This window comes from Burkholderia sp. E168m22, from assembly GCF_001319805.1.
Taxonomy (GTDB): domain Bacteria; phylum Pseudomonadota; class Gammaproteobacteria; order Burkholderiales; family Burkholderiaceae; genus Burkholderia; species Burkholderia orbicola.
In genome coordinates this window covers 168633-182118 of record NZ_BBSK01000101.1, presented here as the reverse complement: position 1 = coordinate 182118, position 13486 = coordinate 168633, and the positions used below count along the sequence as shown (strand labels likewise).

The window sequence follows — 13486 nt, the reverse complement described above, 5'->3', positions numbered from 1 at the left end:
TTAGTTCCGTTATCGTTTCATGACCTCGGCACACTAAAAGTCTGACAGGCTCCCGCATCGTGATCCCGCCTAGTTTTTCGCCACAGCGTCAGTTTCCGTCTGTGTTCCCCCCGCCGCGTCATTCCTGCTCCACCCACCCCCAAGCGACCGATACAACGCCACCGCCGCCAGCGCGTGCTCGCGCTTGACCTGATTGAGCGAATCCGAATCCCGCAGATAAACCTCCTGCGCCGACAGCACGTCCAGAAAATCCGTCGCGCCGCCCTTATAAAGCTGATTCGCCAACCCAAGCGCTTTATCGGAAGCCGCCAATGCGCTACCCAGCCTTCGCGTCGCCTCATCGGAACTGACGAGATTCGCGCGCGCATCCTCGACTTCCCGCAGCGCTTGCAGCATCGTCTGCCGTAACCCGAGTTCCGACTCGCGCATCCGGCTTTCGCTTTGCGAGATATCGGCGGTAATCCGTCCCGCGTTGAAGATCGGGCTCGTCGCGCTCAGTGCCGCGCTGAACAGGTTATCGGTCAACGTCGGCAACCCGAGATAGGAAGCCGCCAGAATCCCGTCCGTCAGGTTCAACGAAAACTTCGGATACCGCTCGGCCTTCGCCACACCGACTTGCGCGGCACGCCGCTCGACCTGCGCATAGGCAGTCAGCACATCCGGCCGCCGCAACAACGCCTGCGAAGGCAGCGTCCCTGGCGCGCCAACCGGCGGCGCGGGAATCTCCCCAGCCTGCGCCAACACGAGCCGATCGACCGATTCCGGCGTCCGCCCCGAATACACGGCGATCAGATTCAGCTGATGCGAAATCTGCGCCTGCGTCGGCGGAATCCTGGCTTCGAGCGCATCGAGCTGGTTCTGCGCACGCGTCACGTCGAGTTCCGTCGACAGCCCGAACGCCTGCCGCTTGCGCGTGAGTTCGAGCGCATGCTGCCGGATCTTCGCGTTTTCCTGCAGGATCTTCAGTTCCTGCTGCGCCCAGCGCAGATCGACATACGCGGATGCCGCATCGGCCGCGAGCGCGAGGCGCATCGCATCTTCCGCATGCTTTTGCCCGACCAACTCCGCTTGAGCGGCCAGCAGATCGAGCCGTTCACCGCCGAACACATCGGGCGACCAGCTCAGCGCAAGCCCCGCACCAGCCTGCCGCACATAACCGAGCGGCGGCGGCGTGTTCTGCCGCGCGTTGGCCGCGTGCGCAGTCGCGTCGAGTTCGGGCAGCAGCACCGCGCGCTTCTGCACGGTCAGCGCCTGCGCCTGCTTCACGCGTTCGGCGGCGGCCTGCAGATCGAGGTTGCCGTCGAGCACGGTCGCGATCAGCCGGTCGAGCACGGGGTCGTGGAACTGCGCCCACCAGGCGGCGGCATCGATGTCCGCGCGCGGCACGTCGGTATCCCACGCGGTGGGCGCGAGCGTCTGGACGGAGTCGTTCAGCGCCGGATGCTGCGCGGGCTGCACCGCACACCCGGCGGCGAATGCGCTGACGGCCAGCGCGACGAGTAGCTTCTTCATGATGACGATCCTTGGCCTCAGTGCGCGTCCGGCGGCGGCGCGTTCAACGTAATGGGTTTGGAAAACACGACGGCAAGCAGCGCGACGACGAAGCACAGCGATAGCGCGTAGTACGCATCCGCATAGGTCAACGTGAGCGCTTCGCGATAGATCAGCCGATGCAAGTTCGCGAGCCCGGCCTGCGCGGTGTTCAGCGTATTGCCTGCCACCGATCCCCAGTACGCGGCCTGGCGATCGAGCAGCGACGCGACCTGCGGCTCGCCGGCGCTCACGTGCTCGTTCAGGCGCAGATAGTGAAAATTCAGCCGGTCGTTGAGCATCGTCGCGCTCACGGCGATACCGATCGCGCCGCCGAGGTTACGCATCAGGTTGAACAACCCGCTCGCCGATTTCAGGCGCGATTGCGGCAGCGAGCCGAGCGCCATCGTCACGATCGGCGGCACGCTGAACTGCTGGCCGATGCCGCGCAGCGCCTGCGGCAGCAGCAGTTCCTGCCAGCCCCAGTCGTGTGTGATCGGCGTGTACAGGTAGCAGCCGAGGCCGAAGCAGATCAGCCCGAACACGAGCAGCGCACGCATGCTGACGTAGCGCGCGGCGAACGCATACGCACACAGCGCGATCAACTGGAACGCGCCGACCGACAGCAGCGCGATACCGATCTGCAGCGAGCTGAACGCACGCACCTGCGCGAGAAACAGCGGCGTCAGGAACACGGTCACGAAGATGCCGATGCCGGTCACGAACGACAGCAGGCTGCCGATCCCGAAGTTGCGCACGGCCAGCGCGCGCAGGTCGACGATCGGGTCTTTCGCGGTCAGCGCATGCACGATGAACAGGAAGCCGCAGATGCCGGAGATCCACGCGCAGATCACGATCGCATCGTCGCCGAACCAGTTCTTGCGCGGGCCTTCCTCGAGCACGTACTCGAGGCAGCCGAGGAAGCCGGACATCAGCAGGATGCCGAGATAGTCGCCGCGCTTGATCAGGCTGAGATCGGGCGCGTCGATATGCACGTAGCGCGGCACGAGCACGGCCACCGCGATGCCCGGCACGAGGTTCAGGTAGAACAGCCAGTGCCATGACCATTGGTCGGTGATCCAGCCACCGATCACGGGGCCGATCGCCGGCGCGAGCGACGCGAGCGCGCCGATGGTCGTCGACGCGATCAGCCGCTGCCTGCCGGGGAACAGCACGAACGCGGTGGTGAACACGGTCGGGATCATCGCGGCGCCGAGCGCGCCCTGCAGCCCGCGAAACAGGATCATCGAGTTGATGTCCCACGCGAGCCCGCACAGCATGCTGGTGATCGTGAAGCCGACGGCCGACGCGGCGAACAGCCAGCGGGTCGACATCACCTTCGACAGCCAGCCCGACATCGGGATCACGATGATCTCGGCGATCAGGTACGCGGTCTGCACCCACGACAGTTCGTCCTGGCTCGCGGACAGCCCGCCGCCGATGTCGCGCAGCGACGACGCGACGATCTGGATGTCGAGCGTCGCCATGAAGAAGCCGACGCACATCAGCGCGAACGCGAACACGCGCTGTTTGGTCGGTTGCGACGCGGGGTCGCCGGAAAACGCGGTGGTCATCGTCGGCTCCCGCTCAGTGCTGGTGGTCGGTATGCACGGTCACGACCGCGGACAGGCCGGGGCGCAGCACGTGTTCGATGCCGGGCTGCGGATCGAGATGCACGCGCACCGGCACGCGCTGGACGATCTTCGTGAAGTTGCCGGTCGCGTTCTCGGGCGGCAGCACGCTGAAGGTCGCGCCGGTCGCGGGCGCCAGGCTGTCGACGCGGCCGTGCAGGCGCGTGCTCGACGCATCGAGCGCGACGTCGACGCGGTCTCCCGCGCGCATCTTGCGCAGCTGGTCTTCCTTGAAGTTCGCGTCGATCCACAGGCCGGAGGCCGGCACGACGGTCAGCAGCGGCACGCCGACGTTCGCGAGCATCCCGACGCGGCCCGTGCGGTTGCCGACGTAACCGTCGACCGGCGAGCGGATCGTCGTGTATTCGACGTTGAGCGCCGCGACGCGCTGCGCGGCGAGCGCGGTGTTCACGCGGGCCCGCGCATCGGCGAGCTGCGCGCCGAGCACGTCGAGCTGGCGCTTCGACGCGAGCAGCGCGGCGTCGCTGCGTTCGACGGCGGCGCCGGCCTTCGAGTAATCGGCATCCGCGCGCTCGACGATCTGGTTCGATACGGCGTCCGACTTCACCAATTCGCGATAGCGCACGCGGTCCGACGCGGCGCGCGTCAGTTCGGCCGACGACGCGTTCTTGTCCGCCGCGTGCTGGCCGATCACCGCGAATTGCAGTTGCTGCTTCGCTTCGAGTTCGGTCACGGCGGAGCGCGCGCTGTCGACTTCGGCGCTGGCCTGCGCGAGCTTCGCGTCGTAGTCGCGCGCATCGAGCTGCACGAGCACGTCGCCGGCCTTCACGCGCTGGTTGTCGGTCACGAGGATCTTGTCGACGAAGCCGTTGACCTTCGGCGCGAGCACGGTCACGTCGCCGCCGACGTACGCATCGTCGGTGCTTTCCTGGAAGCGCAGCACGAACAGCCAGTCGAGCACGGCGGCCGCGACCACGACGACGACGGCGCCCACCGCGATGCGCATCCACGGCACGCGGCGTTGCTGCTTCGCGGGCCGCTCGGTTGTGGCTGCTTCGCGTGACGAGGCAGCGTCTTGGGTCGTATCCATCGATTCACCTATGTATATGCACTTATCAAAACGATCGACGGTACGACGTCGATCGGGGAAGGGCTAGCGTTCTGGCAGGTTGTGCGTGATCCGGAACAATTCGTCTCTGAGGCGGGCCGCCTGCGTCGACCCGAAGCACCGCTCGAACGCTTCCTGCGCGGCGAGCCAGTGCACGTGCGCATCGGCCACCTTCGTTTCGCCGTGCGCGGTCAGTGCAAACGTCTGACCGCGGCATGGCGGTTCGATCCGCCCCGTCACCAGCGCCGCGCCGACGAGCGGCTTGAGCGCGCGCAACAGCGCGGTACGTTCGATCACCAGCACGTTCGACAGCGTCGCCATCGTCAGGCCGGGCCGCTCGCGCAGCAGCGCGAGGATGCTGTACTGCGACGGCGTGACGCCCGCCCGCGACAGGTAGCGCTCATAGAACTGCGAGATCCGCCGGGCGGCTTGCCGGACCGCGAAGCAATCGTCATCGGTGAGCGTGGTCTTGTGCATGTGCACATGTTAGGTGGCGAGGCGGCGCGAAGCGAGGGGCGCGGCGGGATCAGATTGGTGTCGTGGCTGTATCAATCGGCGTCGGAAACGCGCATTCGCGCATCCGGCGTCACGCCGCTGCCGGAACGATCCAGCCTTCGCGGTCGCAGTACGCGGCCGTGTAGTCGATGAACGCCTTCACCTTCGCGGGCAGCAGCGCGCGGTTCGCGTAGGCGAGCTTGATTTCGACGAACGCGTCGACGAGATCGGCGTCTTCCAGCAACTGCACGAGCGCACCCGACGCGAGTTCGGCCTGGACGAGCGTTTTCGGGACGACGCCGATGCCGAAGTCGTGCATGACCATTTCGCGGTTGAACACGGGGCTGTTCGACGAGATGTCGAAACGGAACGGCACGGTGAGCAGGTTGCCGTCGACCCGGAACGACAGCGCCGGGCGGCGCAGCGACGGCGAAATCGGCACGAACGGATGATTGGCGAGGTCGGCCGGCGTCTCGGGGCGCGCATGTGCTTGCAAATACGCAGGCGTCGCGACGATCACGACCGGAATGCGCTCGACCAGCCGCACGACGGTCGATTCGCTCGTCAGCATGTACGGCACGACGATGCCGATGTCGTAGCCTTCTCCGACCAGATCGACCGGGCGCTCGGTCAGCGTGACGTCGAGGCGTACGTTCGGATGCGCGCTCTTGAAGCCGGCGATCAGCGGCACGAGCCGGTTCAGCGCGGCCGTCGTATGCGCGACGAGGCGCAGCAGGCCTTCGGGCTCGCGCGTGTGCGTCTGCGCTTCCACTTCCAGCGCGTCGAGCTCGTCGAGCACGGCCGCGCAACGCTCGTAGATGCGCTCGGCCGTCTCGGTCAGCGATACCTGGCGGGTCGTCCGGTGCAGCAATCGGCTGCCGAAACGCGCCTCCAGATCCGCGACCGCACGCGATACGACGGGCCGCGCGAGGCCGTGCATGTCGGCGGCGCGCGTGAAGCTGCGCATTTCCACCACGGACCGGAAGATGCGCAGCTTGTCGATGTAGTCCATGTCCGTCTCCTTGACGCGATGGCCGGCCGCCGGCCGCTGTTACGGCGGAGTGTACATTGACTTTATGCATATGCACATATAGATTGCCGAACATGAACGACACCTCGATTGCCCAGGCGTGCAACTGTCTCGCGCTGCGTCAGGCGGCGCGCTTCGTCACGCAACTGTACGAACACCATCTGGCCCCGGTCGGCGTCACGCCCGCCCAGTTCTCGATCATGGCGAACCTCACGCGCCATCCCGGTCTGCTGATGAGCGAACTCGCCGAGATGCTCGTGATGGATCGCACGACCTTGCTGCGTGCGCTGAAGCCGTTGCAGCGCGACGGTTTCGTGTCGACGGCGGCGTCGGAGCACGATGCGCGTGCGCATGCGCTGCACCTCACGAAGCTCGGCGAACGCACGTTCGCGCAGGCGAAAGTCGCGTGGCAGGCCGCGCAGGACGAATTCGACACGCAGTTCGGCCGCGAGCGGGCGAAGGCGTTGCGCAACGAGTTGTTCAGTCTGACTGCGGAACGCTAGGCGAGGGGCGGACGGTTCGGTGGGACGACCAACTGGTGCGGAATTCAAGCCATTGGTCGCCTTGGGAGCATTTGGTTGAGAAAATTGGTTTCATTGCTATCCGGATTGAAGGCGATCTGGACAGTTTTTATTTCCAGTTGTAGAGTCCTCTGACTGAATTCATGAACCGGCACCGCCGCCGGTGCACGCGTCACGAGGAGCAACCGATGCTGCAGTTGAGCGACCGCGACGACGCGATGTTGCGCGGGGATTTCGGCGACGGCGTCGCCCGCGCGATGCGGATCGTCGTGCGCACCGCGCAAGTGATGTCCGCGCCGCACCTGATCGACATTACGTCTGCCCATATCGACGGCTGTCTGTATCACGGCCAGACGAGCCTCGACTTCGTCGACTATTTCGTCGACACGGGCGCGAAGGTCGCGGTGCCGACCACCTTGAACGTCGGGTCGCTCGACCTGATCCATCCCGAGCTGTACCACGGCGACCGCACGATCCAGCGCGATGCGCAGCGCCTGATGGACGCGCATTTGCTGCTCGGCTGCGAATCGAGCTTCACGTGCGCGCCATATCAACTGAAGAATCGTCCCGCGCTGGGCGAGCAGATCGCGTGGGCCGAATCGAATGCGATCGTGTTCGCGAATTCGGTACTCGGCGCGCGCACGAGCCGCTACGGCGATTTTCTCGACTTGGCCGCCGCGATCACCGGGCGCGCGCCGTACGCGGGGCTGCATGTCGACGCGAACCGCGCCGCGCGGATCGTGTTCAATGCGCCCGATTTCAGCGGCCTGCCGTCGCGCGATATCTATTTCGCCGCGCTTGGCCTGGCGGTCGGCAAGATCGCGGGGGCGGTCGTGCCGGCGATCGTCGGGCTGCCGGCCGACACCACCGAGGACGAACTCAAGGCGCTCGGCGCGGCCGCCGCGTCGAGCGGCGCCGTCGCGCTGTTCCATGCGGTCGGCGTGACGCCCGAGGCGCCGACGCTCGACGCCGCGTTGCACGGCCGCGCGGCGCAGCGCAGGGTCGATATCGCGATGGCCGATCTCGACGAGATTCGCCGCACGCTGAATCACGGTGCGGCCGGCGACGCGCTCGTCGCGGTCGCGCTCGGCACGCCGCATTTCTCGCTGGCCGAATTCCGCACGCTCGACACGTTGCTCGACGCGTTCGACGGCAAGCCGGCCTGCGATTTCTACGTGAACACGAGCCGCTTCATTCTGTGGGAGCTGGAGGAAGCCGGCCTCGCGGAGAAATTCGCCGCGCGCGGCGTGCAGATCGTCGTCGATACCTGCACGTACATCACGCCGGTGATGAAGCAGTTGTCGGGGCTGGTGATGACCAACTCGGGGAAATGGGCGTCGTATGCGCCCGCGAACATCGGCGTGACGGTGGCGTACGGCAGCATGCGCGAATGCGTGCGGTCCGCGTACGAAGGCAAGGTGCGATTCGATGACTGAAACGACGGGCACATTCTTGACGGGCGACACGCTCGTGCCGGGCAGCGCGTGCGCGCGGCCTTTCGTGCTCGACAAGCCGCTCAGCTTCTGGGGCGGCTACGACTCGGGCGCGGGCAGGATCGTCGATCGCGGGCATCCGCAGGCCGGCGCGAGCCTCGCCGGCAAGGTGATGGTGATGCCGCACGCGAAGGGCTCGAGTTCGAGCAGCAGCGTGCTAGCGGAAGCGGTGCGCAACGGTACGGGGCCGGTCGGGATCGTGCTGAAGGAACGCGATTTGATCATCTCGATCGGCGCGATCGTGGCCGCCGAGTTGTATGCGATCGCGGTGCCGGTGGTGTGCGTGAGCGATGAGGTATACGACGCGATCGTCGCTGCCACGGGCGACGTGCGGATCGAAACGGGCGAGGGGGACGGCGGCGCGCGGATTCATCTGGGCACTGATGCTCGTTCGGGCGGATCCGGTTTGACCTGAACGACCGGCGCGCGCTGACGGCGAGTCAGGCGGTGGCCGCGGCGATGCGATCCGGAGCGAGCAGCGTCGTTCGCCGCGCGGTAGCCGCACCTGTCCCGGTCAGATGAAGCGCACGTGTCGGGTTTCTTCCTGCGTGAGCGACAGCGCTTGAGCCGCCGCGTTCATTTCGCGTTTGCCGCCCGGCTGCGCCAATCTTCTGATTTCGGGCCACACGATCACGCCGAACAGGATGCGCAGGATCGCGCTCAGCACGCACAAGCCGATTACACTCGCGCTGATCAGCGCAAACACGTCGAACATCGATTCCATGCTGAGCGTCACCACGGATACGATTCCGCTGACGACGGCCGCGCCGATCACGCAAATGAGCATGACGAAAAGGTCGGTTCGGGCGCCGGCGACTTTGGCGGGGCGCAGCAGATAAGCCGAACCGTCGGTCATGTTGCGAATGCCGTAGACGCTCTGGCGATCCTGGTCGCCGACATAGGCGACATTCAATCGATCGCCATCGGCGATGAACAGGCGCGTCGTCCGGTTGGTCCTGAACACGAGGGGGGACGCGAGCGAATCGAGTTTGAGCGTGATTTCCTCGATACTTTGCGTCGTCGTGCCCAGGTTGTTGCTCCAGACCTTCGTCTCGATCGATTGCTGGCTGATTGCCGTCACGCGGCCGGATACGGTCTGCATGTCGTGGTTCGTCATGGGCCGCTGCGCTCCGCGCTGAAACCGGACGGTTCGCCTAGCCAGCAATCCTGGGCTTCGCGTCGCTGCGGCTGGAAGATCAGGTCGGACAAGCCGCCGATGGCGACCAGGTCGCCCACCAGACCGACGATGGACACGACGGTGGCCAGTGCCGAGGTGAACGCCCAACCCGAATGGAGTGCCGCGGCAGCGGTACCCAGGCTCAGCACGACCAGGCACGACGCCCAGGCGAGCAGCGACAGGTTCCGTCGCTTTTGCGCGCGCACGTCGTACGGCGCGATGGCAAGGCTGCCGCTCCTGATCCACGCGATCCGGCGACGGCCGCGATGCTCGAATGTGCAGGCGCGCACCGACATGCCGGGCCTCAGTTTCTCGATCTGCTTGAATGCTTCTTCGTCGACGTCGTTGGCCGTGACGAAGTAGCAGACGTTCTGCATCGTCAAACGGTATGGCGGGTTCTTCCTGACATTGGCCTTGACTCGGATGAGGTTGGTATCGACGCGGTCGATCGTGGCCTCGATCAGGGTGGTGCGATTGGGCATGGGTCGGAGAGGGCGCGGGTCCGCGCGACGTCGTTTTGATGTGGCGCCCATCATACGCCACCGCTTTCGGCCGACCGTCCGGCATTGCCGGGCGACGGGTTGCCCGGCGCGTGGCACTGAATTCGCGCGCAGCCGCCCCCGCACCCGCACCGTGCCGCCGGCGGCGGTTCGGCGTTATTCGCGCCGGTGCCGGGTCACTGCCGACGCCATCACCTCGCAGCCGCTTCCCGAAATGCGCTCGGCGTCTGCCCGGCCCAGCGCCGGAACGCGCGCGTGAAATTCGCCGGGTCGGTGAACTGCAGCCGTTCGGCGATCGTTTTCAGATCGAGATCCGACGCGGCGAGCAACTGCCTGGCGTCGCGAAACCGCGCTTCGTCGAGCAATTGCCGATAGCTTGATCCGGCTTCTTCCAGCCGGCGCCGCAGCGTGCGCGTCGACACGAGCAGCGCGTCGGCGAGCATGTCCGGCCCCGGATAATCCCCGGCGGCGCGCGCCAGTTCCGCCCGCACGCGCTCGACCAGATCGCCTTCCTCCTGCCGCACCTGCGCATATTCGCGTTCCACCTGCACGAGCGCCTGCCGGTGCGCGACTTCGTCGGCGAGCGGCAGCGGCCAGTCGAGCACGTCGCGCGCGATCCACAGCGCGTTGGCCGCGCAGCCGAATGCCACCGGCGGCAACTGGTCGCGATAGCGTGCGAAATACGCGGGCTCCGGCCACGCGAATTGCAGCCTGATCGGCGGTGATGCGCGGCCGGACCATTGCGAGATGTTCTGCGCGAGCCCCGTCAGCACGAATTCGAACATCACGTGGTGCTGCAGCACGGGGTTCGCCTGCACGCCGTGCAGTTCGAGCGTCGCGCCGCGCGCGTCTTCCGCGTAAGTCAGCCGGTATTGGCGATTCCGCATCCGGAAGTAGCGCTGCATGACCGACAGCGCTTCGCGGATGTCCCGCGCGGTCAGCGTCGCGTAGCCGAGAAAGCCGTGCACGGTCGGTTTCAGCAGCAGCCCGAACGCGAGCCCGATGCCCGGATCGCCGCCGATTTCGATCGCGTTGAGCACCAGCCGCCCCCATTGCGACGGCGCGACGCGCGCGTCCGGTTCGGCCAGCACCGCGTCGCGCAGGCCCGTGCCGGCCCGCACGGCGGCCAGGTCGACGCCGCGTGCGGCCAGCGCCTGCAGCAGCAGGCGTGTATAGGCGACCGGAATGGTCGGGCGGCGCAGCCCGAGGCGATCCTTGCGAGACGGGGAAGTCATGTCGATTTGGCCGAAAATGACAAGCATTATGGCTGTTTGCCCCCTCACGTTCAAGGCGGCGCGCGCCTACGATGGCAGGCATCGCTTATTGGCCGAATCATCATGACGACACCCTTTCCCCACCTGCTCGCCCCGCTCGATCTCGGCTTCACGACGCTGAAGAATCGCGTGCTGATGGGCTCGATGCACACCGGCCTCGAGGACAGCCGCAAGACGCTGCCGCGCCTCGCTGAATATTTCGCCGAGCGCGCGCGCGGCGGGGTCGGCCTGATCGTGACGGGCGGCTTCGCGCCGAACGTGGCCGGCTGGACCAAGCCGTTCGGCGGCACGCTGATGACGTCGGCCGCCGCGCGCCGGCATCGCGAGATCACCGGCGCCGTGCACGCGGAGGACGGCAAGATCGCGCTGCAGATCCTGCATACGGGGCGCTACGGTTATCACCCGTTCGCGGTCGCGCCGTCGAAGATCAAGTCGCCGATTTCGCCGTTCGCGCCGCACGAACTGAGCGCGCGCGGCGTCGAGCGGCAGATCCGCGCGTTCGTGCGCTGCGCGACGCTGGCACGCGAGGCCGGTTACGACGGCGTCGAGATCATGGGCTCCGAGGGCTACCTGATCAACCAGTTCATCTCGATGCATACGAACAAGCGCACCGACCAGTGGGGCGGTTCGTACGAGAACCGCATCCGCCTGCCGATCGAGATCGTAGAGCGCACACGCGAAGCGGTCGGCCGCGACTTCATCCTGATCTACCGGCTGTCGATGCTCGACCTGATTCCGGACGGCAGCGACTGGAGCGAAACCGTGCAGCTCGCGAAAGTGGTCGAACGGGCCGGCGCGACGATCATCAACACGGGGATCGGCTGGCACGAGGCGCGCGTGCCGACGATCGCGACGTCGGTGCCGCGCGGCGCGTTCGCGTGGGTGACGAAGAAGATGAAGGGCGAGGTCGGCATCCCGCTCGTGACGACCAACCGGATCAACCGGCCCGAAGTGGCCGAGCAGATTCTCGCGGACGGCTGCGCGGACATGGTGTCGATGGCGCGCCCGCTGCTCGCGGATGCCGAGTTCGTCGTCAAGGCCGCGCAGGGCCGTGCCGACGAGATCAACACCTGCATCGGCTGCAATCAGGCGTGCCTCGATCATGCGTTCAAGAACAAGATCGCGTCGTGCCTGCTGAATCCGCGCGCGTGCCACGAGACGGAGCTGAAATACACGCCCGCGCCGCAGCCGAAGCGCATCGCGGTGGTCGGCGCGGGGCCGGCCGGGCTCGCGTGCTCGACCGTGCTCGCGCAGCGCGGCCATCAGGTCGACCTGTTCGACGGCGCGGCCGAGATCGGCGGCCAGTTCAACATGGCGAAGCGGATTCCGGGCAAGGAGGAATTTCACGAAGCGCTGAGCTACTTCGGCCGGCAGGTCGAACTGACCGGCGTGAAACTGCACCTGAACCGCCGCGTCGATGCGAGCGACCTGATCGCGGGTGGCTACGACGAGATCGTGCTCGCGACCGGCGTCGCGCCGCGCGACCCGAAGATTCCGGGGCAGGACGGGCCGAACGTGTTCAGCTATATCGACGTGCTCGCGGGCAAACAGCCGGTCGGCCGGCGGGTCGCGGTGGTGGGCGCGGGCGGGATCGGCTTCGATGTCGCCGAGTATCTGGTGCAGGAGGGCGAGTCGCCGGCACTCGATCTGGATGAATGGAAAGCCGAGTGGGGCGTGACCGACCCGGCCACGACGCGCGGCGGCGTGACGCGTGCGCAGGTGTCGGCGCCGACGCGGGAAGTGACGCTGCTGCAGCGCAAGGCCGCGCCGCTCGGCAAGGGGCTCGGCAAGACGACCGGCTGGATTCGCCGTGCGACGTTGAAGATGAAGCAGGTGAAGATGATTGGCGGTGTGAACTATGAGTTGATCGACGCGCGCGGGCTGCATGTGTCGTACGGCGAGCAGCGCACCGATCACGAGCTAATCGAAGCCGATACGATCGTGCTCTGCACAGGACAGGAGCCGCAGCGCGCGTTGCTCGCGCCGCTGCAGGCGGCCGGGCGCTCGGTGCACCTGATCGGCGGCGCGGAACTGGCCGCCGAACTCGACGCGAAGCGCGCGATCGATCAGGGCGCGCGGCTGGCGGCGCGGCTGTAACGGGCGGGTGCTGCGACGGTCATTCGGCTGATCGTCGCGTGGCGACGAGCGGCTTACGCGACGGTTCGCGGCTCGCCGCCTGATGCGCCGATTCGCGGGTGCAGAACCATAACGAGCTGCCGCGCCACCATGCAATATGGCGGCGCGAGCCCGGCAGACCGTGCCCGCAATCGACCGGCGCGGCTCAGGCCGCTTCGGCCCGCTCTTCCTCTTCCGCTTCGAGCATCGCCTTGACGATCAGGTAGATGGCCGGAAGGTCATCATCGTCGCGGCGCCAGTCGACCGGCTCCTCGACGTCTGCGGCAACCAGCCGGCTGCCACGCAGCCGGATGAATGCGTCGACGACGGCCGGATCGTTGCGGTTCAGGAAGCCGGGATTCGAGAACGCCAGCTCCTCGACGTTCAGCAGCGCCTGCCAGCTCATCGTGCGAACGGCCGCCGGGTGGGTGCGGCGGCGCAGACCGAGCGCCCGCTGCGCGGGGCCGCCCGCGACACGCTGCAGATCGACGACCGCCCGCTGCGCGGCGCGCTCGAAGTGGACGGGATTGAAACCGGGTTGCTCGGGATCGAATGCGGAAGCCTGGAACATGGTCGCCTCACAAAAGTCCGTTCGTCTGTGGATGACGGAATTCGGGTCAAATGGTGCAAAAGCACTGTAAATATATACAG

The 13486-nt window shown here is 66.6% G+C and carries 13 protein-coding genes; 4 read left to right on the top strand and 9 right to left on the bottom strand.

The window, feature by feature from the left end; translation table 11 throughout:
* Positions 1-69: 69 nt before the first annotated feature.
* From AP428_RS23395 to AP428_RS23375, 5 genes are all read right to left on the bottom strand, one after another.
* Positions 70-1512, bottom strand: coding sequence for an efflux transporter outer membrane subunit (locus AP428_RS23395; protein ID WP_011548256.1), 1443 nt, complete (start codon positions 1510-1512; stop codon positions 70-72).
* Between the two features lie 17 nt (positions 1513-1529).
* Positions 1530-3104, bottom strand: a complete 1575-nt coding sequence (locus tag AP428_RS23390) for a DHA2 family efflux MFS transporter permease subunit (protein ID WP_011548255.1) — start codon at positions 3102-3104, stop codon at positions 1530-1532.
* Positions 3105-3117: 13 nt separating this feature from the next.
* Complete coding sequence (locus AP428_RS23385) at positions 3118-4212, bottom strand: HlyD family secretion protein (protein ID WP_011548254.1); 1095 nt, start codon at positions 4210-4212, stop codon at positions 3118-3120.
* A gap of 63 nt (positions 4213-4275) precedes the next feature.
* Positions 4276-4707 carry a MarR family winged helix-turn-helix transcriptional regulator gene (locus AP428_RS23380; RefSeq protein WP_011548253.1) on the bottom strand — a complete coding sequence of 144 codons (432 nt, stop codon included), beginning with the start codon at positions 4705-4707 and terminating at the stop codon, positions 4276-4278.
* Positions 4708-4816: 109 nt separating this feature from the next.
* Positions 4817-5737 (bottom strand): LysR family transcriptional regulator, encoded by a 921-nt coding sequence (locus AP428_RS23375; protein ID WP_011548252.1) that lies wholly within the window; start codon positions 5735-5737, stop codon positions 4817-4819.
* 92 nt (positions 5738-5829) lie between these two features.
* On the opposite strand from AP428_RS23375, the gene AP428_RS23370 reads away from it, so the two are divergent.
* From AP428_RS23370 to AP428_RS23360, 3 genes are all read left to right on the top strand, one after another.
* Complete coding sequence (locus AP428_RS23370) at positions 5830-6258, top strand: MarR family winged helix-turn-helix transcriptional regulator (protein ID WP_011548251.1); 429 nt, start codon at positions 5830-5832, stop codon at positions 6256-6258.
* 206 nt (positions 6259-6464) lie between these two features.
* Positions 6465-7712: an aconitase X gene (locus AP428_RS23365; protein ID WP_011548250.1), complete on the top strand. Its 1248-nt coding sequence runs from the start codon at positions 6465-6467 to the stop codon at positions 7710-7712.
* On the top strand, positions 7705-8184 hold the full coding sequence (locus AP428_RS23360) for an aconitase X swivel domain-containing protein (RefSeq protein WP_011694665.1): 480 nt from the start codon (positions 7705-7707) through the stop codon (positions 8182-8184). The genes AP428_RS23365 and AP428_RS23360 overlap by 8 nt, the downstream gene beginning before the upstream one ends.
* 99 nt (positions 8185-8283) lie before the next feature.
* Here AP428_RS23360 and AP428_RS23355 read toward each other — a convergent pair whose 3' ends face one another.
* From AP428_RS23355 to AP428_RS23345, 3 genes are all read right to left on the bottom strand, one after another.
* Positions 8284-8733, bottom strand: coding sequence for a hypothetical protein (locus AP428_RS23355; protein WP_227745918.1), 450 nt, complete (start codon positions 8731-8733; stop codon positions 8284-8286).
* A 149-nt stretch (positions 8734-8882) separates the two neighbouring features.
* On the bottom strand, positions 8883-9428 hold the full coding sequence (locus AP428_RS23350; protein ID WP_226132273.1) for a hypothetical protein: 546 nt from the start codon (positions 9426-9428) through the stop codon (positions 8883-8885).
* A 209-nt stretch (positions 9429-9637) separates the two neighbouring features.
* On the bottom strand, positions 9638-10708 hold the full coding sequence (locus AP428_RS23345) for an AraC family transcriptional regulator (protein ID WP_011694666.1): 1071 nt from the start codon (positions 10706-10708) through the stop codon (positions 9638-9640).
* Positions 10709-10783: 75 nt separating this feature from the next.
* On the opposite strand from AP428_RS23345, the gene AP428_RS23340 reads away from it, so the two are divergent.
* Positions 10784-12817: an NADPH-dependent 2,4-dienoyl-CoA reductase gene (locus tag AP428_RS23340; RefSeq protein ID WP_011548245.1), complete on the top strand. Its 2034-nt coding sequence runs from the start codon at positions 10784-10786 to the stop codon at positions 12815-12817.
* Positions 12818-13001: 184 nt separating this feature from the next.
* Here AP428_RS23340 and AP428_RS23335 read toward each other — a convergent pair whose 3' ends face one another.
* The gene (locus tag AP428_RS23335) at positions 13002-13406 is read right to left on the bottom strand and encodes a DUF2471 family protein (RefSeq protein WP_006479558.1); all 405 of its coding nucleotides are present in this window, start codon (positions 13404-13406) and stop codon (positions 13002-13004) included.
* Positions 13407-13486: the final 80 nt, after the last annotated feature.